This is a genomic window from Bacillus sp. 5B6 (assembly GCF_000259405.1).
Taxonomy (GTDB): domain Bacteria; phylum Bacillota; class Bacilli; order Bacillales; family Bacillaceae; genus Bacillus; species Bacillus velezensis.
Window position 1 is genome coordinate 2987882 of the sequence record NZ_AJST01000001.1, and the last position, 23273, is coordinate 3011154.

A 23273-nucleotide genomic window follows, 5' to 3' on the forward strand; every position below is an offset into this window, starting at 1 on the left:
TTCATCATACAAACATATATGCAACATATTATTCAGCATTATGGTCAAATACCCTTTTTCTTATCATATCGGGCGTCTTTTTTTACTGATCTATATGATAGGAACGATTCGGCAGGCGCCACCTGAACACATAACTGCAGATGCGGCATGCCACAAGCACAAGAAACAGCACATACAAACCGGCGGCATCCCCGGCCCAGCCGAGGCCTACGATTAACCCTCCGAGCGCGGCCCAGACTGCATAAATTTCCGCCTTGAGCACAAGCGGCTTCCTGCCCGCGAGCAAATCCCGTATGATGCCGCCCCCGCTGCCGGTCAGGACCGCTGCCGCAATCACCGCACTGAGCGGATGGCCCATTTTCACGGCATATAAAGCGCCTTGGATGGCAAACGCCGAAAGCCCGATGGCATCGGATAGGTTGCCCCATTTACTCCAATGCCTTAACAGCAGCTTCGGAAACAAAAAGACAATCGTAACTGATGCGAGAGCGATTTGAAAAAACGCGCCTTGCTCCCACAAGGCGGAGACCGGGACACCGATCAGCAGGTTTCGGATGGCTCCACCGCCGAACGCCGTTACAATCCCCAAAATATACACGCCTAAAATATCATACTCCTCTTCCATCGCAACAATCGCTCCGCTGACCGCAAACGCAATGATGCCGATTACACTAAGCAGCTCCCAGGCCATTCCATATGCTCCTTTTTATTTGTTAAATTTTCTGACGACCATTAGATTTTATAATCGCTTTCTCTTAAAATCAACCTTATTTTTGAAAGATTCTGATTCCTAACTCGGGACAATCCCACCCGCAACGGCTGGGAGCAAGAACATTTACCTATTTTATACTATTTTGGGAGGTTTGTTGGAAGTTTCATTGAATACTTTCTCTAACAAAAAGGGGGTTATGAGATGAAAATCAGTTCACTTGTTTTTCCTGTTTTATTGGCCGCCGGATTAATTCCCGGCCTGCCGTCAGCCGAAAGCCATACGCATTCGCACACTCATGCGGAGCCGGCGAAAACGGTGTATACGGACCCGCTTCCGAAAGCCGATCATTTTAAAGATTTGAAGGGCCCGGTCCAAGTTGAACAGACGGTTGACACAAAAATTCTGGATGAAAACGGAAAGCAGGTCGGCACGAAACGATTTAATGCCAATGTCAGTCAGGATAAAGCCTCAACTAAAGCCGGCACGGGCTCTCAGAAGGTCAGAGTTTTGGCGGTGGCGGACGCTGAATACCGCGCCAAATACAGCGACTGGCAAACGCGAATCGTCCAGATCGTGGAGCAGGCGGATGTCGCTTTTAACCGTGATCACAACATTGATTTCGTCGTACAGGCCGTGCAGGCTTGGAATTCTTCCGGCTCAAACAGTTCTCAGATTTTATCGAATCTCCAAGGCAGCTTTAGAAATCAAAATTATCATTTTGTCGTCGGTTTTACCGCAAAATCAAGTTTTGACGCCGGCGGTATCGCGTATGTATATAACGGCAAACCGAGCGGCCCGGCTTTCAGCGTGAACCTTGATCAAGGAACGGCCAACACGGCGAAAGCGGCACAGCACGAGTTTTCCCATAACTTCGGACTTCAGCATGACGCCCAAGGCAGCGGCATCCGCTGCGTCATGAATTATGATTATGCCTATTCCGTGGATATTTGGGACAGCTCCCATAACAGACAGATTGCGACAAACAAAGCTTGGTACAAATAATAGAAAAAGAGCCGCTCCCATGGAGCAGGCTCTTTATTTTGCCGTGCGTTCCGTTTTGACAAAACACATGCAGATAATAATGAGAATAAATGCCGTCAATGCCAGGAAAGGAATGGTAATGAAACCGAACCAGTTTATATATTCAGATGAGCAAGGCACGCCGTAGACACACGGCTTGATGCCGCTGAAACCGGGCACCTTCTGCTCAAGGTAATGCATGATCGATATAAATGCGCCGATGACGGCCATCGGCAGCACATATTTTTTCACGCGCGTGTCACCCTGAAAGGTGGCGATTCCTAAAATCAGGACAAGCGGGTACATGAGAATTCTTTGATACCAGCACAGCTCGCACGGTATGAATTTTCTGATCTCGCTGAAATATAGGCTGCCGAGCATGGCAGCAAGAGCTATCACCCAAGAAGCATATAAAAATACGATTCTATTTTTCATTTTTCAGCTCTTTCTTAATCGTTTTTGAAATCTCATCATATTTAGAGAAGTCATTAATCACCTTGTCATTTACATAAATCGTCGGTGTCGCCGTAATGTTTAATTTATCATTCAGGTCAGTGTCAGCTTTCAGCTCTTTTGCAAATGTCTCTTTATCAAGGTTTTCCTTCAGCTTGTCAGGATCAACCTTTTTCGCGGTGCTTTTGACCGTTTTTTCAAGCAATGCAGGCGTGACCCATTCCTGTTCGCTTGACGGCTGCTCTTCAAACAACTTTTCATGGAAAGTCCAGAATGATGCCGGGTCTTCTTTCCACACCTCTTCTGAAGCAAGAGCCGCCAGACGCGAGCCGCTTCCGTGGTACATGACGTTCACAAATGAAAATTTCACGTCGCCTTTATCGATAAAATCTTTTTTGATTTTCGGAAAGATATCGCTGTTAAATACTTTGCATGACGGACATTTGTAATCTCCGAATTCAACTACCGTAACAGGCGCGCTGTCTTTGCCGAGCACGGGCTGTCCTTTAATGGAAGGCTGTTCGGCGACTGTTTCGCCCGCTTTTTCCGTTTGGTTGTTAATAATTACGATGGCCGCAAATAAAACGACAACGATTAACGTCAGTATCACCGCAAATTTCGCAGACGATTGTTTCTTTTTCACTCAGACACCTCATTGTTTTTAAAATAAAAAAGAAGCGGATGCCGGATGGCCCGCTTCTCTATTTTACCAAGACAACCTTGTTTAAGAAAACCCTGAAAAACGAATTATCTTTGACAATTATTCCGCTTTCACTCTCATGACGCGCATCGCGTTGGCAACAGCGATCAGCGTGACACCGACATCTGAAAAGACCGCTTCCCACATGGTGGCGAATCCGAATGCGCCAAGCAGGAGAAAAATGATTTTTACGCCTAAAGCAAATCCGATGTTCTGCCAGACGATCCGGCGTGTGCGGCGTGCAATCCGGATGGCTTCGGCTGCTTTTGACGGCTGGTCTGTCATCAGGACGACATCGGCCGCTTCGACGGCGGCATCGGAGCCGAGAGCCCCCATGGCAGCTCCGATGTCAGCTCTGGCAAGCACAGGCGTATCATTAATCCCGTCGCCGACAAACATCAGTTTTTCATTCGGTGCAAGCGCCGCTTCAAGTTCTTCGACGCGGTCTACCTTGTCACCCGGCAAAAGCTCTGTGTACACGTCATCAATACCGAGCTCTCGGCCGACAGCTTCTCCGGTCTGCTTTGAATCACCCGTCAGCATCACTGTCCGCTTCACGCCGAGCGCTTTTAAATTGGCAATGGCCTGTTTGGCGTCCTCTTTGATTTCATCGGCGATCACGATCGCCCCCGCATACTGCTGATCAACGGCGACATAGACGACGGTTCCGTTATTTTCAGCTGTGCCGGAAGCGATTTGTTCTTTTGCCATCAGTTTTTGATTTCCGGCCAAAATCGTTGATCCGCCGGTTTTCACCCGAATGCCGTGTCCGGGTATTTCTTCATATTCTTCAATCTCGTCTGCCGCTAACGGTTGATTGTAAGCTTCACGGATGGAAGAAGCAATCGGATGATTGGAATGGACTTCTGCGAGCGCGGCCGCATGAAGCAGGCTGTCTTTTGTAAACCCTGCCGCCGGCTTGATATCAGTAACGGCGAAATTGCCTTTCGTTAAGGTTCCCGTTTTATCAAACACGGCGTATGCCACCTGATTGAGCGCTTCTAAATAGTTGCTGCCTTTCACGAGCACCCCTGCTTTAGACGCAGCACCGATACCGCCGAAAAACCCGAGCGGAATGGAGACGACGAGTGCGCACGGACAAGAAATCACAAGGAAAATCAGCGCGCGGTACACCCAGTCGGATAGCGCGGCTGAAGGCACGAGAAGCGGCGGTAAAAAGGCGAGAAGCACCGCTACAATGACAACGGCCGGTGTATAGTACTTGGCAAACTTCGTAATAAAGTTTTCCGTTTTCGCTTTACGTCCGGCCGCATTTTCGACCAGATCCAATATTTTTGACACGGCAGAGTCTTCATATCCTTTAGAGGTTTCAATATGAAGCACGCCGTTCTGATTCATAAATCCGGCCATCACATCTTGCCCCGGCTCCGCTTTTCTCGGCACGGATTCGCCCGTTAAAGCGGATGTATCAACCATCGAAGAACCGCTCAGCACCTTTCCGTCCAGCGGAATCCGTTCTCCGGGATTCACGACGATGACCTGTCCGACTTTTACGTCCTGCGGCGGAACGGCAGCCATGCCGTTTTCCGTTTTCACATTGGCGAACTCAGGACGGATGTCCAATAACGCGCTGATCGATTTTCTGGATCGGCTGACGGCCGCTCCCTGAAACAATTCACCGATTTGGTAGAACAGCATGACCGCGACGCCTTCCGGATACTGATGAATCATAAATGCGCCGATCGTGGCAAGCGCCATCAGAAAATGCTCATCAAATACCTGGCCGCGGACAATATTTTTTCCCGCTCTGGCTACGATATCGCCGCCGATGATCAAATATGAAGCAAAAAAGAGCAGAAACTCAAGGACGGCGCCCGCGTGCGCGAAGTAAGCGATGACGGCCAAAACGGCTCCCGCTGCCAATCTCACTAACATCAGCTGCAGCTTTTTGCGGTATTCATCCTCGCCGGGTTTGTCTTCATGCTTCGAACGAACGGTCACATGAGGATCAATGGACTTTACTTTTTTCGCGACTTCGTCTTTCATCCATTGCTCGTTTTTGCCGCCGGCTGAGACCGTGATGGTGCTTGCCGCAAAATTGACAGCACAGCCGTCTATGCCGTCAATGGCTTTTACGCCGTTTTCTATTTTTTTTGCACAGTTGCTGCAATCAAGTCCGTCTAATACAAATTCACCTTTGGCTGCTTTCATTTTCGACTCACCCTACTTTCCGTAATAGGATTCCCATAACATCAATACAGCTAAACGATTTTATATATATGAACATATACTCATATATGTGTTTTCTCTATTATATGCAGGCTTTGAATAAAGTGTCAATAAAAAAGACAAAACAGGCCTCAGCCCATTTTGTCTTTTTTCACCTTCTGTAAACGCAAAGCATTAAGCACGACCGATACTGAGCTGAACGCCATGGCAGCGCCTGCCACCCACGGGGCCAGAAAGCCGGACGCCGCAATCGGAATGCCGATGCTGTTGTATCCCAATGCCCAGCCTAAATTCTGCTTGATGTTTCTCATGGTCAGCCTGCTCATGCCGATGGCGTCGGCAATGCCGTTCAGGTCACCGCGGATCAGCGTAATATCGGCTGCTTCCATTGCGATATCTGTGCCGGTGCCGATGGCCATTCCGATATCGGCCACAGCCAGCGCCGGAGCATCATTGATGCCGTCACCGACCATCGCCACACGTCTGCCTTCTTTTTGCAGCCGGGAAATTTCCGCCGCCTTTTGTTCGGGAAGCACTTCGGCGATCACGCTGCCGATGCCCGCGGCTTTTGCAATGGCCTCCGCGGTCTTTTTGTTGTCACCGGTCATCATGATGACGTCAAGCCCCATATCATTCAGACGTTTCACCGCGGCCGGAGATGTTTCCTTGATCGTATCGGCGACTGCGATAAGCCCCGCCGCTTTGCCGTCTGCCGCAATAATCATCACCGTTTTCCCTTCCGCCTCCAAGCGGGCCATGTGCGGAAGCAGCGCCTCATGTTCAATGTGTTCTGATTCCATCAGCCGTCTTGATCCGGCAAGAATCGTTCTGCCGTCAGCCTCTGCATAGATTCCGGAACCGATCCGGGCTTGGAACCGGGTGATTTTCGGGATGGCAATCCCCCGTTTTTCGGCTCCTGACACGATGGCTTCTCCAAGCGGGTGCTCTGATCCCGTTTCGGCGGCCGCCGCCAGCCGCAGGAGTTCCTCTTCGTTCATTCCCTCTGCCGGTACGGCATCTGTCAGAACCGGTCTGCCGTTTGTCACCGTTCCTGTTTTATCCAGTACGATTGTCGTCAGACGCTGGGTCTTTTCTAGATGCTCTCCTCCTTTAAAAAGAATGCCGAATTCAGCTGCGCGGCCGGAGCCCGCCATAATGCTCGTCGGAGTGGCGAGCCCGAGTGCGCACGGACAGGCAATGACAAGCACGGCGATGAATTTGCCGATCGCTTCAGAAAACTGTCCCGGCGCCGCCCATACATACCAAATGAGAAAAGTCAGCACGGCCAGCCCCAGCACAATCGGGACGAAAATGCCGGAAATGTGATCCGCGAGCCGCTGAATGGGCGCTTTTGATCCTTGGGCTTCTTCCACGATTTTAATAATGTGTGCAAGCGCGGTATCTTTCCCGACATTCACCGCTCTGATTTTGAGAAAGCCGTTTGCATTGATCGTCGCCCCGGTGACACTGCTTCCCGGAGACTTATCGACAGGCATGCTCTCTCCCGTAATCATCGATTCATCAATCGCGGAATGGCCCTCAATCACTTCGCCATCGACAGGGACGCGTTCTCCCGGTTTCACGTATACGATGTCCCCCGTCCGGACCTCATCGATCGGAATCACCTGTACCTTCCCTTCCCGCTCAACCGCCGCCGTCTTCGCCTGAAGCTTCATTAACTTTTTAATCGCTTCTGATGAGCGGCCTTTCGCTTTCATCTCTAAAAGCTTTCCAAGCAAAATCAAAGTCAGCAAAATGGCGCTCGTTTCATAATAAAGCCCCTCAACATGTCCGTCTCGTCCGAGAGACGCAATCGTCATGTACAGGCTGTATGCGTAAGCGGCCGTCGTTCCGAGCGCAACGAGAACATCCATATTGGCGCTTTTGTTTCTCAGCGCCTTGTACGCTCCCATATAAAAAGGCCAGCCGATGACGAGCTGCACCGGGGTGGCAAGCGCGAATTGCAGCCACGGATTCATCAGGATATCCGGCATCCAGATAAAAGAAGTAAAAGAAAAATGGCTGACCATCGACCATAGAAGCGGAAAGGAGAGAACGGCAGAAAATATCAGCCTGATCAGCTGTTTTCGCTGCTCTTTCTCCTTTTGGGATAATCCGCCGGCTCCATCAACCGCTTTCTTCTCGTCTAATCTGTAGCCGAGTTTTGCCACGGTCTCTTTCAGCTCTTTCGGTGTCACCTCTTTCGGATTGTATTCAACGGTGACCGTTTCCAGGGCGAAATTCACCGGTGCGCTGTCAACTCCCCCTATTTTGTTCAGGCGCTTTTCAATCCGGTTGGCGCAAGCGGCGCACGTCATGCCTTTAATCTGAAAATCGGCTTTTTCCGTCACAACATGGTAGCCGAGTTTTTCAATTTTTTCTTTTATGGCGCCAGCTTCGATTTTGTCAGGCTGATAAGAAATATTTGAGGTCTCAAGCGCAAGATTGACGGAAGCGTCATTGACGCCGTCCATCCGCTTCAGCCCTTTTTCAATTCTTGAAGCGCAGGCGGCGCATGTCATGCCCCCCACTTGAATGGTCATTTCTTTCGGTTCACTCAATGTCCTCATCTCTCTCCATAAACCCCAGGGGGGTATAAATTTGATAAAAGAAAACCGCGCCCGTTTCCGCAGCGCGATAAATCCTATACGACGTCATAACCTTGATCTTCAATCGCGTCTTTTATATCTGATACGGAGACTTTGTTCTCATCAAACGTCACATCCACCTGTCCGGCTTCCAATTTCACCTGAACCGCCGCCACTCCGTTCAGTTCTCCTACTCCGGTCTCTACCGCTTTGACGCAGTGCTGACAGGACATGCCTTCGACTTGCAGTGTTTTTTGTTCCATGATGATTCCCTCCACGTCTTGTTTTTTCTTCTTCATGTTACCATACCCCTGTAGGGTATTTCAAAACATTTTATTTTACGATTTTGCGATTTTTTTCACAACATCAAGCAGCTCGGCAATCGCCTGCTCCCCGTTTCCGCTCTCAATGGCGCCGGCTACGCAGTGATGGGCGTGATCTTCCAGCAGATGAAACGCGACTTTCTGCATGGCCGCCTGTACGGCTGAAATCTGCACGAGAATATCCACGCAGTATCGTTCGTTATCCACCATATTCTGAATGCCCCTGACTTGGCCTTCAATCCGTTTCAGCCGGTTCAGGATCTGGTCTTTTTCTTTGGCGCTTTTATGATTTAACGATTGATGCTCGGTATGTTTGTCCATTTTCCACCTCGGTTTTGTTCTTCGTTATCTTCATTATACAGACTTGAAAATCCGGTGTAAAAAATTTTCAACACACAAGTTTTACCAGTACTCCCGCGGGGTATATAATGTTATCACATATCATGAGGGGGAAGTTCATTGAAAACGATACAGGTTGGCATATTGGGATATGGTTTGTCGGGTAAAGTTTTTCATGCGCCGCTTTTGGACGTCCTTGATGATTATCAGATCAAAAAAGTCATGACCTCCAGAACGGAGGAGGTCAAACGTGATCTGCCGGGGGCTGAAGCCGTGCGCGCGATTGAAGACATTACCGGTGATCCTGACATTGATCTCGTCATCGTCACGACACCGAGCGGAATGCATTATGAATCAGCGATGAAATGCCTCCTTGCGGGAAAACACACCGTCGTGGAAAAACCGATGACGGCGACTTCAGCAGAAGCGGAGGAACTGAGAAGAACGGCTGAAGATAAAGGCGTCTTACTGAGCGTGTACCACAACCGGCGGTGGGACAATGACTTTTTAACAATACAAAAGCTGATTCGGGACGGGGCGCTTCAAGACATTCATACATATCAAGTCAACTACGATCTGTACAATCCGGTTGTACAAGAAAGATGGCGCGAAAAAAACGGACCCGCCACGGGAACGCTGTATGATCTCGGTTCACATATTATTGACCAGACACTTCTGCTTTTCGGAATGCCGGAATCCGTCACCGCACATGTGATGAAGCAGCGGGACAATAGTGAAACCGTTGATTGTTTTCTAGCCGCGCTCCATTACGGCAAGCTTCAGGTCATTCTTCAATCCGGCTCTATGAATGCGGCAAGCGGCCCGCGCTATCAGATTCACGGACGGAATGCAAGCTTTATCAAATACGGAATGGACGGACAGGAAGACGCTCTTTCAGCGGGCAAAAAGCCGGTTGACGAGAGCTGGGGCGCCGATGATCCTGACAACTTCGGAGAGCTGACAACCGCAGCGGATGAAAAAAGGCATACAGAAACAATCCCCTCTGAGAACGGCTCTTACCTTACGTACTACAAACTGCTGGCAGACAGCATCTTAAACGGAAAACCGCTTCCCATTACGGCAAAAGAAGGCATCGATGTCATCCGTGTCATTGAAGCGGCGATGAAAAGCAGCGAACAAAAACGGACGATTGCCCTTTAATATAAAAAACCTCCCAGCCGTACGGCGGGGAGGTTTTTTTAAGATCAGAATGATTTTCCGGCTTCTTTCGCGCGGGCAATTGCATCTTCCTTAATTTGCTGTGCTTTATTCGGTTCAGCATTATGGCCTTCAACGATTAATCCGTCAAAAGAAGGAACGCCGAAGAAGTTCATCATGATGCCGATGTAACGGTGGCCCATTTCCATGTCAGCCGCCGGCCCTTCAGAGTAATAGCCTCCGCGCGCCTGAATGTGGAGCGCTTTTTTGTCAGTCAACAGACCGATCGGTCCTTGCTCTGTATATTTGAATGATTTTCCGGCTACAGCCACAGAATCAAGGTACGCTTTCATAACAGGCGGGAATGAGAAGTTCCAAAGCGGTGTGACGAATACGTATTTGTCAGCTGACGCGAATTGATCGCTCAGCTCGTTCAGACGGCCGACTTTCGCTTTTTCGTTTTCAGAAAGCTCTTCAAAACCTGTGCCGGATTGAAGTTTTCCCCAGCCGCTGAATACATCCGCATCGATATGAGGAATGTTCTCTTTGTAAAGGTCGATATGTACAACCTCATCATTCGGGTTTGATTCTTTATAAGAATCGATAAACGCTTTTCCTGTCGCCATACTGTAAGATGTCTTTTCATCATGAGGATGAGCAGTGATATAAAGTACTTTTGCCATTGTAAACAGCCCTTTCGTTTTCAGATTACACACACATTTATTATGAAATATGAATGTTTTTTTATACTGATCAGTTCTGTAATAATTATAGTTACAAAAAAATCATTTAGCAACAATAATATCTTGAAATCAGTATATTTTTTTAAAAAAGGCTGTAATGACGGGAATGGCAAGCAGCAGAAAAAGCAGAAACATTTAGTTTCTGCTCAAAATCGGATTTGGTTTGCAGACCGGAATATCCAATCCGAGATTCCCCCGCAGTGTATCCGCCGGATAGCTTTTTCGGTACAGCCCCTTTTCCTGGAGGATCGGTATGACTTGATCCACAAAGGCTTCAAGCATGCCCGGGATGTCAGAATGAATGATAAACCCGTCCGCCGCTTCCCGCTGAAACCATGTTTCAATTAATGACGCCACACGTTCCGGTGTCCCGATAAAGTTGGTTCGCGGAAACGCGGCTTCGCGCGCCACTTGACGCAGCGTAAGATTCCGGGCTTTCGCCTCTCTTTTGATACGATCTGTCGTGCTTTGAAACGCGTTTTTCCCGACGTCGCCCAAATCAGGAAACGGCTCATCCAATGGAAACTGGCTCAGATCATAATCGTCAAAAAATCTGGCCACATATTTAACAGCGTTCTCTATCGGAATCAGCTCGGCGAATTCTTGGTATTTCGCTTCCGCTTCTTCCTGTGAGCCGGCTATAATCGGACTGATTCCCGGAAAAATCCGCAGCTTGGAAGCGTCCCGGCGGTAATCCGCCGCCCGCTTCTTCACATCATCATAAAAAGCCTTCGTTTCCTCAAGTGAATTAGAGTGCGTAAAGACTGCATCTGCATTCCTCGCGGCAAACGACCGGCCGGTTTCTGAAGACCCCGCTTGGAAAACGACCGGCTCTCCCTGTTTGGACCGGCCGATATTCAGCGGGCCCTCCACTTGAAAATACTCGCCTTTGTGATACAGACGATGCAGTTTGTCAGGGTCAAAAAATTGCCCGGTTTCTTTGTTGCGGACGAAGGCATCTTCTTCCCAGGAATTCCACAGGCCGCGCACCACGTCCACATGTTCCTGGGCGATGGCGTAGCGCCGGCTGTGGTCGGGAAGGCTTTCTTTGCTGTGATTGCGCGCGGCTCCCGCCTGCGGAGAGGTGACGAGATTCCAGCCCGCCCGGCCGCCGCTGATATGGTCAAGAGACATCAGCTGTCTTGCGATGGTGAACGGCTCAGTGAACGATGTGGAAAATGTGCCGATTAAACCAAGATGGGTTGTAGATGCGGCAAGCGCCGATAAAATAGTGATCGGCTCAAACCGATTTAAGAAGTGCGGGATGGACTTTTCAGAAATGAACAAGCCGTCCGCAATAAAAGCAAAGCTGAACAGCCCTCTTTCAGCAGTCTGCGCTTTTTGCCTGTAAAACGCCGCATTCGTGCTTGCTGTCGGATCGGCGTCGGGATGACGCCAGCCGTCCGTTGTGCCGCCGACACCGTGAATCATGGCTCCGAATTGAATTAGATCCGTCCGGCTCATTTTCTCTCCCCCTTTTTCCCCTCGTAATCGGCAAGCGCCCGTTCTACATGTTCAATGCCGACTTGAGTAACGGCCTGATACGCACGGCTGTCACCGCTGCCGATTTCAACGACAGGGACATGACGGATGCCGTATTTCATCTGCAGCACGTCACGCAATTCATCCCGTTCTGTCACATCAATTGTTTCGTATGCCACGGCTTTTTCCCGCAAATATCCTTTCACTTCATCGCAATAGGAACAGCCTTGTTTGCTCCAGACCACTACGTTTACTTCATGACTCATGTTCATCCCTCCTATAATTGTGGGGCCGGCTGCACTGCTTCGCTTAACAGCCGGTAAGACAATCGTTTTTCCTCAGCGTTTTTGATAGGCGACAAAATCACAAAATCAGTAATGCTGTATTGAACCGATAATCGTCTCAGCTCGGCGGCTGTCTCTTCTTTTGTCCCGGCAATCACACCCGTCTTTTGTGTGATCAGCTTATACGGCTGCGTGACTTGTTCAAGAAACGCTTCCGCTTGTTCCCGGGAACCGACATTCACCTTTTTGCCGTCTTCGAGAATGATTTTGACCGATTCACGCGATACCACGTGTTTTTCAGCTTCTGCTTTTGTATGCGCGGTAAAGACCATCGGCGCAAGGTGAAATTCCGCCTTCGACCCTTTCGGCAGATGCTCGTCAAAGGCGTGGCGCGCTTTTTCTAACGCAGCCTCTTCACCGTTTATGAAATAGGCGAAAACGAAGGAAATGCCGAGTTTGGCCGCGGATATCGCGCTTTCCGCGCTGCCGCCGAGCAAAAAGATGTCAGGCGCATACTCAGTATGCGGCATCGGCCGCAATGACGCGTAGCGGTGTGAGTCCGGAAAATCATTTCGGATGAAATGAGTCAGCTCCTCAAGCTTTTCTTCAAACAAACGGGCGGGCTGGATAAGCTCCCGCTGCAGCGCATCGGTTGACAGCTGAAATCCGCCGGGCGCTTTGCCGACACCGAGCGCCACACGGCCGGGAGCAAGGGCGGACAGAACCCGGAACTGCTCCGCCACTTTATAAGGACTGTAATGCTGCAGCATCACCCCGCCGGACGCGAGACGGATTTTTTTCGTGCTTGCGGCAAGATACCCCAGAACAATTTCCGGCGCTGATCCCGCTATCTCTTCATTGTTATGATGCTCCGCCGCCCAGAAACGGTCATATCCGTATTGTTCGGCCTCCTGAGCCAATTTCACCGTTTGCCGCAAGGCTTCTTCTGCGGTTTGGTTTTCCGCGGTGACACTTTGGTCTAAAATGCTTAAACGAATCATACGACAGGCTCCTTTATGCGCTCTTTTATGTCATAACCGTAATCAGGCAGCACGCGGCGGAGGAACTTCTTCGTTCTTTCTTTTTTCGTCTTGTAAAAGACTTCCTCAGGCGTTCCTTGTTCCACGATTGCTCCTTCATCCATAAACACAATTTGGTCGGACACTCTTCTGGCGAATTCCATTTCATGTGTGACAATGATCATGGTGGCGCCGGTCCGCACAATGTTAAGCATCACCTCCAGTACCTCGCCGACAAGCTCCGGATCGAGGGCTGCGGTCGGTTCGTCAAACAGCATGACATCAGGATGAATGGCAAGCGCCCGGGCAATCCCGACCCGCTGCTTTTGGCCTCCCGACAGTTGATTCGGATAGGCGTGCAATTTATCCTGAAGCCCCACCTTGGCCAGTTCCCGCTCGGCAATGGCGTACGCATCTGGTTTTTTCATTTTCCTTGCGACCGTCAGGCCTTCCATGACATTTTGAATCGCCGTTTTATGCGAAAACAAATGATATTGCTGAAAAACCATCGCCGTCTGTTTCCTCAGTCTGAGAATGTCTTTTTTGGCAGGCTTTTTGCAGTTAATGACTTCACCGTGCAGCGAAATGGCGCCCTCATCCGGCCGCTCAAGTAAATTAAGGCAGCGCAGAAAAGTGGTTTTCCCGGAACCGCTCGGGCCGATGATGGTCACGACTTCTCCTTTCCGGACACTTAAATTGATCCCCTTTAACACGTGATGACTGCCAAAATGTTTTTGAATGTTTCGGATTTCGATCATAATGCGCCTCCTTGATATCTGGCTGCCCTTTTTTCCGCCAGACTGTTTACAGCTTCGAGAATCAGCGTTAATCCCCAATAAATCACGGCCGCCCCGATAAATGCTTCCAGAAACGCATAGTTATCGGATGCCGCAATCGTCGCCGTTCCTGTAATTTCAGGCACCGCAACAATGGCCGCGATGGAAGTGGTATGCAAAAAGCCGATGCCTATATTGGTGAAGTTCGGCAGCGATATCATGAACGCCTGCGGCAGAACCACGCGCCGAATCATCTGTCCCCGCGTCAGGCCGATTGAATATGCCGCCTCCGCCTGCCCCGTATCGACGGCCATGATCCCGGATCGGAGAATTTCCGTCATATAAGCGCCTGCCGTTAATGACAGTGCCATGATGACAAACACGGCAACCGGAATCTGATTGGCCGACCAGCCGAGATGAAACGCGCGGCTGAATTGATCGGCAATCAGCGGAACCCCTAAATAAATCAGCATGATATGGAGAATCGCCGGGGTGCTGCGGAAAAAAGACACGTAAAACGATGAGCAGGCCAACAGCCATTTGATGCGGAATATACGCACCGTGATATTGCCGAGAGCTATGAAAAATCCGGCAATAATCGGAATGACCGTCATCGCCAATGTAAGCGGAACGGTTTTCATCATTTGTTTGATCGCAGTGCCGATAAATGGAATGTCCAGCTCCACTGTTCTCCCTCCTTTTCAGCCGTGCGCGCTCATGTCAAAAACCGTCACAAGGCGCGTCTCATCTTTCTTGATTCGTTTTTCGGCCCATCTGAAGACACATTCAAATAAAAGGGCGGCCGCATAATACAGAACAGAAAGCGAGATATACACTTCTAAAGAATGATTGCTCGATGTAATCAAGGTCTGTCCTCTGCCCGACATATCCATCACCCCGATCGAAAAAGCGAGTGATGTATCTTTTAAGAAACCGATCACCATATTCCCGATGTTGGGAAAGGCCTGCACAAGCGCCTGCGGCAGAATGATGCGCCGGAATGTCTGCCCCCCGTTCAGCCCGATGCTGAACGCCGCCTCCGCCTGCCCGCGGTCGACGCTGTTCACACCTCCCCTGATGATTTCGGCCGCTCTTGCCGCGCTGCTCAGCGCGTACGTGGCGATGGCCGCATACAAAGGGTCCATTTTGGAGGTATCAATTCCGGCGAGCGCCGTGAGCGCCGGAATACCGTAAAATACAATGAACAGCTGCACCATGATGGGCGTTCCCCTGAAAAAAGAGATATACAGCTTCGCAAACTGATTCAGCACGGGAATGCGATAGATCCGGGGCAGCGCCAAAAGCAGCCCCAATAGAAAGCCGAACAGCAAAGACACCGCCAATATATACAGCGTGACGGGCAAATACCCGAGCAATGTCGGCACAAAGGATGAGATCATACTGATATCAAACGCTTTTTCCATTGCCGATCCCTCTCTTTTTCACTTAATATTGCTCCTTTGAATAATCCGCGCCGAGCCACTTTTCACTCAGCTTTTTAAGCGTGCCGTCATCAATGATTTCCTGCAGGGCTTTATCAATGTCATCGCTCAGCGTTTGTTCATTTTTGTTAAACATAAAGAACACTTTGGCATTTGACAGCACCCCGCCGACCGTTTTTTCTTTGATCGCGCTCGTTTTGTTTTGGAAATCGACGGCAAACGGCGTTGAAATCGTCGCATCGGCGCGGCCGGATTTCAGCTGATTGGCTGCATCGTTGGAGCCTTGGCCGGCATAAGCGATTTCAAACGGACTGCCGTGTTTTTCATTCCATTTTTTCAGCACAAGCGCGCCGTTTGACGTCGGACTCGTAATAACCCGCTTCCCTTTCAAGTCCTCAATGCCGTGAATGTTCCCGTTTTCTTGAAGCACCGTGATTTTCAGCGGGAAGTTGTTATACGCGACTTGATTGAACAGAAATTTTTTCTCCCGTTCGGCGCTTTTCTCCATTTGATGGGCTACGATATCGACTTTATGCTGGCTGAGGCTGACAAGCAGGTTGGAGAAATCCATCGTTTTAAAAGTGAAACGATAGTCCGGCAGGCGCCTGTCAAGCTCTTTCACCAGCTCAACGTCGTAGCCCGTCAATTTGCCTTTATCATCAATAAAGCAAATATTCGGAAATTGAGTGCCGGTGCCGACCGTAATGTTCTTCACGTTTTTCTGATTGCCTGATGCCGCCTCCCCGCCCGCGCCGCAGGCTGATAACGCCGCCGTTGCGGCAATTGTTAATGACATGACCGCCAGTCTTATTTTCATGTGATCGCCCCGTTTTCTGCTTCAGTTATTTCGTGAAACTTGATTTTGAATAATCCGCGCCGAGCCATTTTTCACTCAGCCTTTTCAATGTGCCGTCCTTCTCAAGCTTTTGAATCGCCCGATCCGTATCGTCCGCCAGGGTTTGGCTGTTTTTATTGAACATAAAATACACTTCGGTATCCAGCAGCACATCACCGACCGTCTTTTGTTTGAACGCGTGCGTCTTATTTTGAAAATCGACGGCAAACGGCGTGGATACGGTGGCGTCAGCGCGTCCTGTCTCCATTTGGTTCGCTGTGTCATTGCCGCCCTGCCCGGCGTATTTCAAATGTATCGGGCTGCCGTGGGCTTTGTTGTATGCCGTCATATAATCCGCCGCGTTTGACGTCGCGCCGACGATGACGGTTTTCCCTTTTAAATCCCGGAGCGTGTGTATCGCGTTATTATCCGCCTTCACCGTGATGTACATCGGCGAGTAGTTATACGGGATTTTGTGATACAAAAAGCGTTTCTCTCGTTCCTTATTTTTCGCCATATTGTGCGCGATCACGTCAATTTTCCGGTTTGCAAGACTTGTAAGCAGATTCGAAAAATCCATCGTCTTAAAGACAAATTTGTATTGCGGCAGCTGTTTATCAATGGCTTTCATCACTTCAATGTCATAGCCGGTCAGCTCGCCTTTTTCATCCATAAAAGCAATGTTCGGAAAATCAGTTCCCGTGCCGACGATGACGGTCTGCACGCCGCTCCCCGCTTTTGTGCTTTCTCCTTGCCCGCACCCGGACAGCACGCCGAGCAGCAGAAGCAGACAGCCGGCTCTGATCCGTTTTTTTATCATTGCGCCCAGCTCGGTGTGCCTAACAGCGACGCGTCAAACCGCTCCGGTATGAGCACCTTTCTCATCATGACTCCAATGTCTCCGTCTTTCTCCTGCTCAAAATACACTTCATACCCCCTCCGTCTGTACATATCCACAAGCCAGGGATGCTTGCGCGCCGAAGTGCCGAGCGTGATGGCCGGGGCCTTCAGCGTATCCCGCAGCACGTGTTCCTCCACATAAGTCAAAAGTTTGCTGCCGATGCCCTGCCCCTTCAGCTCAGGAAGCGTCGCAAACCACCAGACAAAGGGATATTTTGACGGAGGCGTGTCACTCTCCCACGGAAAACGGATCGTAATGGTTGAAAGAAGCCGCCCGTCCCGTTCGAGCACGACGGCTGAATGATTTTCAATATTTTCTGTTACCATATCGATGTCGGCCCGCGCCGACGGCCAGTCAATCTCCAAATTGCGGATCGGCTGAAATGCGCTGTACAGCAGCTCTAAAAACTCCGGCGCATCCTTTTTCTCAGCCAATCGAAATATGTCTTCACTCATTCCGGTCACTCTCCCCGCGAAAATATATAATTCCAATTTGTTTACTAAGCTTTGATTGTTTATACTATAAAGCAAACTGATTTATTTGACTAATCAAAAAAAGTAAAGGAAATGTTCAAGAAAATTAATGAACAGCCGGGAGGGGATTTCGTTGGAATTACGCACCATTAAAACGTTTCATACGATCGTACAGTCAGGCAGCTTTTATAAGGCCGCCGAAATTCTGAACTACTCACAGCCGACGATTTCAATGCGGATTAAACAGCTGGAACAGGATGTAGGCGCGCAGCTGTTTGAACGGGGAAAGAAGCTGAAGCTGACAAGGGCGGGGCGGCTGTTTCATGAGCGGGCCGGGCAGCTTCTCGCGCAATACGAGGTGCTTGACCATACTCTGGCCGATATCAGACAGGGCCAGGCAGGCCTTATTCAGATCGGCATATCCGAACCGACGGCAAGCCTGATCTTCCCTTCCGTACTGCGGGGTTTCTTAAATGATTATCCTGACATGTCGGTCAATGTCAGCGTGGATGATGCCAATACATGCAGCCGCAAACTGCTGGAGGGCGCCATTGATTTTGCCGTATGCGGCGAGCCGGAGCTGATTCTGGAAAATTATTTCGATCCGTTTTTCCATGACTCGCTCAATGTCATCGTGTCAGACAGACATCCCCTTGCCGCCAAAGCAAGCGTTAATCTCGAGGATTTAGAAAATGAATGTTTGATTTTTACGCCCGCCAATTGCCCGATCCGGATTCAAATTGAACAGCACCTGCAGCGGGCCATCGGCAGCCGCTATCGAAAAATGGAGCTGACAAGCAGCATGGCTCATCAATACTATGTCAGGGAAAATATCGGCGTCTCAATCTTTACGGCGACGGCGCACTCAGAACCGATCGAGGGCACGAAGGTCATTCCGATCCATAACTTAACAATTTCACCGCCGGTCGGGCTGTTGACAAACCAAAAAGAAGAGCATTTTGACTCTGCCACAAAAGATTTAATCAGCAGGATCATCAGCCAGTTTCAGCGTGATCCGCATTAAAAAAACCCCCGCTTTACGGGGGTTTTTGTACGTTCATCTTATATAATGCTCCGCACCAAGCCGCCGTCGATCCGCAATGCAGATCCGTTAATGGCAGACGACAGCGGGCTGCTTAAAAAGGCGACAAAGTGAGCGATTTCTTCCGGACGGATCAACCGCTGAATGATGGACGTCGGACGATTTTCCTTCATAAATCGTCTCTCCGCCTCCGCCGCGGTCAGGTTTTCACCGGGGTAAAGCGACTCGAGCATTGTTTCGACGCCCTCTGTTTTCGTGGAGCCGGGCATGACTGTATTCACCGTCACATTCGTCCCTTCCGTGAGCTCGGCCAGACTGCGTGACAGCGACAGCTGCGTCGTTTTCGTGGCGCTGTAATGGGCCATTTCCTGAGAAGGCATGACGGCCGCTTCACTCGCGATAAAGATCACCCGCCCTTCCTTCCGTTCAATCATCCGCTTTGCATACCGGCGTGTCAGCCGCACGCCGCTCATGATATTCACCTCGAAAAACCGGAGCCACTCTTCGTCAGGAATATCAAAGTATTCCGCAGGTTCAAAGATTCCTAAATTGTTGACGAGAATATCCACAACAGGGTACTGCTGAAAAATCGCGCCGCATCCTTCCGCCGTGCCTAAATCAAATGCGGCCGGATAGAGACGGGCATCCGGCGTCTGTTTCTCTAGTTCCCGGATCGTTTCGTTCACCTTTTCTTCACGGCGTCCGTTAATGATCACGGCCGCACCTTCTGCAATCAGCGAAGCCGCAATCGCCTTCCCGATGCCTGACGTAGATCCCGTCACAAGCGCCGTCTTCCCTTTCAACTGCAAATCCATCATCCATTCCTCCCTATCGCAAGTCTCTTCTTATATATGGACAGAAATCGAAAGCCTGAAACCTTCCGTCCCTATTATCGGATAGAAAAATGGATGAGGGGAAGTACGCACTTTTTAGTGCCTGTCCGTTGTCCCGGCTGACGGCTGATCGATTTGAATGACAAACCGATTCCCTAACTCTTCTTGAGCCTCTTGAAACAGCTCCAAGACATCATCAGCATCCGAACCCAATGCCTTTTGACTGGCCTCAAAATTCTTCCACACCAAAGTAAGGGGAAATTCGATCCAGCCTGTCAGACAATCCCATAAGGCATTCAGATTTTCACCATAAAAGTCCGGGAAATCTAATTGATCTTTTAAGATTAGGTGTAAAGCTTCTGTGCTTGTAACATCTTTTCCGTCTATGATGACGATTTCCATTCATTTTCACTCCTTGATTTCGGCATGAAAAAACCGCAGTGCGTCATGTGACGGCACTGCGGTTCCTCTGTTATGTATGGAGACGGTGGGAGTCGAACCCACGTCCAGAAACATCGATTACTTAAGCGTCTACGAGCGTAGCCTGCATATTTCGTGTTTCACTCGTCTTCGTGCCTGCGGGCGGGCCTTCCGAGAGCTAGTCTGTCAGTCTCTTCTTACGTTCTCAGACGGGAACACAAGCGTAGCCTACTTGGATGTGCTCTTCACGGACACATAGGCAATGTCAGGAAGAGCTCGCTGCGTTTATTAGGCAGCTAGTGCTAAGTTTTGGTTAAAACTTTTAGTTTTGCCAGTTATATTTAGGTGCGTGTTAACGAGATCGCCTCTCGGCTCGCAGCTCAAGCTCGATCCATCCCTGTCGAATCCGTAACGTCCCCTTGTTAAGGGTATACGGGAGATCTATCAAGCTCTTGCTCAACTGGCTGTACTGTTATTATATCATGATCACAGACAAATTCAATTGGGAATGTCTTCAATAAACAGCCTGTGAATCTGATGTGTGAACAGTATAGCATAGGGCAGTCATCACATCAAGGCTCATGCATCAGAAGCCTTTTTGTCTGTCTCTGAACGCTCTTTCGATTTCTCTTTTGGCGTCTTTTCGTTTTAAATCTTCGCGTTTATCGTATGTTTTCTTCCCTTTTCCGAGGCCGATTAACACTTTGGCAAAGCCGTTTTTCAAATACAGCTTCAGCGGCACGAGGGAATAGCCTTTCTCTTTCGTCAGGCCGATCAGCTTATTGATTTCTTTCCGGTGCATCAAAAGCTTTCTCGTCCGGAGCGGGTCGTGGTTATAGCGGTTTCCCTGCTCGTACGGGCTGATGTGCATGTTGTGGAGGAACACTTCGCCGCGCTCGATTTTCGCAAAGGAATCCTTCATGTTTACGCGGCCGGCGCGGATGGACTTAATCTCTGTTCCCTGCAGCACGATGCCTGTTTCATAGGTTTCTTCTATAAAGTAATCATGGTTTGCTTTTTTGTTTTGCGATAATACTTTGCCTGATCCTTTTGGCATGCCTTATCCTCCTCTCTCCGCAAAAACCGTTCATGTGTGCGATACGCTTTATTTTAGCAAATGGAACGTTCCGCGACAATGAAAATGCGGCTTGCGAAAGAAAGCAAACAGAGCATTATGCCCCATTTGCTTTTCGCATTTACTTCTTCTTTTTGCGTTTTTGTTTCGGCGCGTTTTGGAAACCGCGTTTTTTCTTTTTCTTCTTCGGTTTTGTAAACCATTCCCCTTTTTCCTCCGATTTCGGCGGTGAAGCCGGGGTATTGCTGTTTAACACGCGTTTCCGCGCCGGTCTGCCGCGTTTTCTGCGGTCGCCTGTCGTTTCTCTCGGACGGCGGGTGCCTTTCATGCCGACAATTTCAAAGTCGATGTTTCTCTCATCTTTATTGACGTCGACGACTTTGACCGTGATTTCGTCTCCGATGCGGTAAACGTTGCCCGTGCGTTCACCGATCATGGCGAAATGCTGCTCGTCAAAACGGTAATAATCATCCGTCATAAAGCTGACGTGCACAAGCCCTTCAATCGTATTCGGCAGCTCGACAAACATTCCGAAATTCGTGACGGAACTGATCATGCCGTCAAATTCCTCGCCGATTTTATCAAGCATATATTCCGCTTTTTTCAGATCGTCCGTTTCCCGCTCTGCATCAACGGCGCGACGTTCCATCGTTGACGTATGATCAGCGATTTCCGGAAGGCGTTCGGCCCACTTTTCTTGAGTCGCTTCGTCCGATTGTCCGTTGATCAAATACGTTCTGATCAGCCTGTGAACGATTAAGTCAGGATAGCGGCGGATCGGCGATGTGAAGTGCGTATAAAATTCAGTCGCCAGCCCGAAATGGCCCAGGCTTTGCGGGTCGTATTTCGCCTGCTTCATGGAACGGAGCATGACGGTTGAAATCACCGTTTCTTCCGGACGGTCCCGCACTTCATCAAGAATGCTTTGCAGCGCGCGCGGATGAATGTCTCCGGCTTTCCCTTTGACGATATAACCGAATGTCGTGACGAACTCCAGAAACTTTTGCAGTTTTTCGGCGTTCGGCTCTTCGTGAATCCGGTAAATAAACGGCACGTTCATCCAATGGAAGTGCTCGGCCACCGTTTCGTTTGCGACAAGCATGAATTCTTCGATCAGCTTTTCCGCTACTGAGCGCTCTCTGATGACGACGTCTTTAACGGCGCCTTCCTCATCGACGAGCACCTTCGCTTCTTTGAAATCAAAATCCACGGCGCCGCGGTCCATCCGTTTCGCCCGGAGAATTTCCGCCAGACGTTCCATGTCTTTAAACATCGGGACGAGCGGCTCGTATCTTTCTTTCAGCTCGGCGTCGTCTTCTGTGAGAATCCGGTTGACATCTGAATAGGTCATTCTTTCCGTCGTTTTAATGACGCTTTGGAAGATCTCGTGTTCTGTCACCTGTCCCTGCTGGTTGATTGTCATTTCGCAGGAAAGCGTCAGCCGGTCGACCTTCGGATTTAAAGAACAGATTCCGTTAGACAGTCTGTGCGGAATCATCGGAATGACCCGGTCAACCAAGTACACGCTTGTCCCTCTATCCAGCGCTTCTTTGTCAATCGGGGAATTCTCCGTGACGTAATGGCTGACGTCGGCAATATGAACGCCGAGCTTGTAGCTGCCGTTATCAAGCTTTGTTACAGTGACGGCGTCATCCAGATCCTTCGCATCCGCGCCGTCAATGGTGACGATGACCTGATCGCGGAGATCACGGCGGTCTTTAATGTCTTTTTCATCAATGGTATCGGGCGTGCTTGTTGCCTGCTCCATCACTTCAGCCGGAAAATCTCCCGGCAGGCCGTGCTTATGGATGATGGATAAAATATCGATGCCCGGATCATTTTTATGGCCGAGTATTTCAACAATTTCTCCTTCGGCGTTCATTCTGCCTTCAGGGTAGCTTGTCAGTTTGACGACGACTTTATGGCCTTCCGCAGCGCCGTTATTGGCATGTTTCGGAATAAAAATATCACTCGTGATTTTCTTATCATCCGGGATGACAAAGCCGAAGCTTTTCGTTTCTGTGTATGTGCCCACGACGCGGTCGATGCTTCTTTCCAGGATGCGGATGACCGTGCCTTCCTGTCTCGATCCGCTTGACTGGGAATTGAGCCGCACCATGACGATATCGCCGTTCATGGCCGTATTCAGCTCATTCGGCGGAATAAACACATCGCTTAAAGAGGTATCCTCCGGCAATAGAAACGCGAATCCCTTTGCATGCGCGGAAATTTTTCCTTTTACTAAATTCATTTTTTCCGGAAGCCCGTAGCGGTTGCTTCTGGTGCGGACGATCTGTCCCGTCTCCTCGAGCGCCACCAGCGCTTTTACCAGCTCTTTAAATTCATCTGCTTCCGTGATGTTCAGCATCTCCTCGAGTTCCTGAACGGTAAGGGGCTTGTACGCCTCTTCCTTCATAAACGCGAGAAGACGGTCCATAAACGCTTCTTTTTCCATTATTCGACCT

Annotated in this window: 24 protein-coding genes and 1 other RNA gene; 3 read left to right on the forward strand and 22 right to left on the reverse strand. The window is 49.7% G+C overall.

The features are described 5' to 3' along the window. Positions 1-82 precede the first annotated feature (82 nt). Positions 83-691 (reverse strand): trimeric intracellular cation channel family protein, encoded by a 609-nt coding sequence (locus MY7_RS14200; protein WP_007410017.1) that lies wholly within the window; start codon positions 689-691, stop codon positions 83-85. A 222-nt stretch (positions 692-913) separates the two neighbouring features. Here MY7_RS14200 and MY7_RS14205 point away from each other — a divergent pair, with 222 nt between their 5' ends. Continuing rightward, complete coding sequence (locus tag MY7_RS14205; protein ID WP_007613764.1) at positions 914-1714, forward strand: zinc-dependent metalloprotease; 801 nt, start codon at positions 914-916, stop codon at positions 1712-1714. A 33-nt stretch (positions 1715-1747) separates the two neighbouring features. Here MY7_RS14205 and MY7_RS14210 read toward each other — a convergent pair whose 3' ends face one another. The 6 genes from MY7_RS14210 to csoR form a co-directional block, all read right to left on the reverse strand. Further along, positions 1748-2167 (reverse strand): disulfide oxidoreductase, encoded by a 420-nt coding sequence (locus tag MY7_RS14210; protein ID WP_007410015.1) that lies wholly within the window; start codon positions 2165-2167, stop codon positions 1748-1750. Continuing rightward, positions 2157-2828: a DsbA family protein gene (locus MY7_RS14215; protein ID WP_007613765.1), complete on the reverse strand. Its 672-nt coding sequence runs from the start codon at positions 2826-2828 to the stop codon at positions 2157-2159. The genes MY7_RS14210 and MY7_RS14215 overlap by 11 nt, the downstream gene beginning before the upstream one ends. A 117-nt stretch (positions 2829-2945) precedes the next feature. Then, the gene (locus MY7_RS14220) at positions 2946-5057 is read right to left on the reverse strand and encodes a heavy metal translocating P-type ATPase (RefSeq protein WP_007613766.1); all 2112 of its coding nucleotides are present in this window, start codon (positions 5055-5057) and stop codon (positions 2946-2948) included. Positions 5058-5206: 149 nt separating this feature from the next. Beyond that, complete coding sequence (locus MY7_RS14225) at positions 5207-7636, reverse strand: heavy metal translocating P-type ATPase (protein WP_029325837.1); 2430 nt, start codon at positions 7634-7636, stop codon at positions 5207-5209. A gap of 83 nt (positions 7637-7719) precedes the next feature. Continuing rightward, positions 7720-7926: a copper chaperone CopZ gene (gene copZ, locus MY7_RS14230; RefSeq protein ID WP_029325836.1), complete on the reverse strand. Its 207-nt coding sequence runs from the start codon at positions 7924-7926 to the stop codon at positions 7720-7722. Between the two features lie 75 nt (positions 7927-8001). Next, positions 8002-8307 carry a copper-sensing transcriptional repressor CsoR gene (gene csoR / locus MY7_RS14235; protein ID WP_003151723.1) on the reverse strand — a complete coding sequence of 102 codons (306 nt, stop codon included), beginning with the start codon at positions 8305-8307 and terminating at the stop codon, positions 8002-8004. Between the two features lie 138 nt (positions 8308-8445). Between csoR and MY7_RS14240 the strand changes: the two genes are divergently transcribed. Then, a complete protein-coding gene (locus MY7_RS14240; protein ID WP_007613777.1) occupies positions 8446-9486 on the forward strand; it encodes an oxidoreductase in 1041 nt (346 codons plus the stop codon). Positions 9487-9530: 44 nt separating this feature from the next. Here MY7_RS14240 and azoRB read toward each other — a convergent pair whose 3' ends face one another. The 10 genes from azoRB to MY7_RS14290 all read right to left on the reverse strand — a co-directional run bounded on the left by azoRB (position 9531) and on the right by MY7_RS14290 (position 17420). Continuing rightward, positions 9531-10166, reverse strand: a complete 636-nt coding sequence (gene azoRB, locus MY7_RS14245; protein ID WP_003151719.1) for an FMN-dependent NADH-azoreductase AzoRB — start codon at positions 10164-10166, stop codon at positions 9531-9533. A 195-nt stretch (positions 10167-10361) separates the two neighbouring features. Beyond that, on the reverse strand, positions 10362-11690 hold the full coding sequence (locus MY7_RS14250; RefSeq protein WP_007613779.1) for an LLM class flavin-dependent oxidoreductase: 1329 nt from the start codon (positions 11688-11690) through the stop codon (positions 10362-10364). Continuing rightward, entirely contained in the window at positions 11687-11974 is a 288-nt protein-coding gene (locus MY7_RS14255) for a glutaredoxin family protein (RefSeq protein WP_007613781.1), read from the reverse strand. The genes MY7_RS14250 and MY7_RS14255 overlap by 4 nt, the downstream gene beginning before the upstream one ends. An 11-nt stretch (positions 11975-11985) precedes the next feature. Continuing rightward, complete coding sequence (locus MY7_RS14260; protein ID WP_007613783.1) at positions 11986-12993, reverse strand: LLM class flavin-dependent oxidoreductase; 1008 nt, start codon at positions 12991-12993, stop codon at positions 11986-11988. Then, entirely contained in the window at positions 12990-13769 is a 780-nt protein-coding gene (locus MY7_RS14265; RefSeq protein ID WP_007613788.1) for an amino acid ABC transporter ATP-binding protein, read from the reverse strand. Before MY7_RS14265 ends, MY7_RS14260 begins: the two co-directional genes overlap by 4 nt. Next, entirely contained in the window at positions 13766-14473 is a 708-nt protein-coding gene (locus MY7_RS14270) for an amino acid ABC transporter permease (protein WP_007613790.1), read from the reverse strand. Before MY7_RS14270 ends, MY7_RS14265 begins: the two co-directional genes overlap by 4 nt. 15 nt (positions 14474-14488) lie before the next feature. Next, on the reverse strand, positions 14489-15211 hold the full coding sequence (locus tag MY7_RS14275; RefSeq protein WP_007613792.1) for an amino acid ABC transporter permease: 723 nt from the start codon (positions 15209-15211) through the stop codon (positions 14489-14491). 22 nt (positions 15212-15233) lie between these two features. After that, positions 15234-16046 carry an amino acid ABC transporter substrate-binding protein gene (locus MY7_RS14280; protein ID WP_007613794.1) on the reverse strand — a complete coding sequence of 271 codons (813 nt, stop codon included), beginning with the start codon at positions 16044-16046 and terminating at the stop codon, positions 15234-15236. Positions 16047-16071: 25 nt separating this feature from the next. Next, on the reverse strand, positions 16072-16884 hold the full coding sequence (locus MY7_RS14285; RefSeq protein ID WP_007613796.1) for an amino acid ABC transporter substrate-binding protein: 813 nt from the start codon (positions 16882-16884) through the stop codon (positions 16072-16074). Next, a complete protein-coding gene (locus MY7_RS14290; RefSeq protein ID WP_003151702.1) occupies positions 16881-17420 on the reverse strand; it encodes a GNAT family N-acetyltransferase in 540 nt (179 codons plus the stop codon). The genes MY7_RS14285 and MY7_RS14290 overlap by 4 nt, the downstream gene beginning before the upstream one ends. Positions 17421-17571: 151 nt before the next feature. Here MY7_RS14290 and MY7_RS14295 point away from each other — a divergent pair, with 151 nt between their 5' ends. After that, a complete protein-coding gene (locus MY7_RS14295; RefSeq protein WP_029325835.1) occupies positions 17572-18462 on the forward strand; it encodes a LysR family transcriptional regulator in 891 nt (296 codons plus the stop codon). Positions 18463-18500: 38 nt separating this feature from the next. Here the strand turns inward: MY7_RS14295 and MY7_RS14300 are convergent, their stop codons facing one another. The 5 genes from MY7_RS14300 to rnr all read right to left on the reverse strand — a co-directional run bounded on the left by MY7_RS14300 (position 18501) and on the right by rnr (position 23263). Further along, on the reverse strand, positions 18501-19295 hold the full coding sequence (locus tag MY7_RS14300) for an SDR family NAD(P)-dependent oxidoreductase (RefSeq protein WP_029325834.1): 795 nt from the start codon (positions 19293-19295) through the stop codon (positions 18501-18503). A gap of 114 nt (positions 19296-19409) precedes the next feature. After that, a complete protein-coding gene (locus MY7_RS14305) occupies positions 19410-19715 on the reverse strand; it encodes a barstar family protein (protein WP_007613805.1) in 306 nt (101 codons plus the stop codon). A 74-nt stretch (positions 19716-19789) separates the two neighbouring features. Further along, positions 19790-20152, reverse strand: a transfer-messenger RNA (tmRNA) gene (gene ssrA / locus MY7_RS19350). Positions 20153-20319: 167 nt separating this feature from the next. Next, on the reverse strand, positions 20320-20790 hold the full coding sequence (gene smpB, locus MY7_RS14310) for an SsrA-binding protein (protein ID WP_003151688.1): 471 nt from the start codon (positions 20788-20790) through the stop codon (positions 20320-20322). Positions 20791-20929: 139 nt separating this feature from the next. Further along, a complete protein-coding gene (rnr, locus tag MY7_RS14315; protein WP_007613807.1) occupies positions 20930-23263 on the reverse strand; it encodes a ribonuclease R in 2334 nt (777 codons plus the stop codon). Positions 23264-23273: the final 10 nt, after the last annotated feature.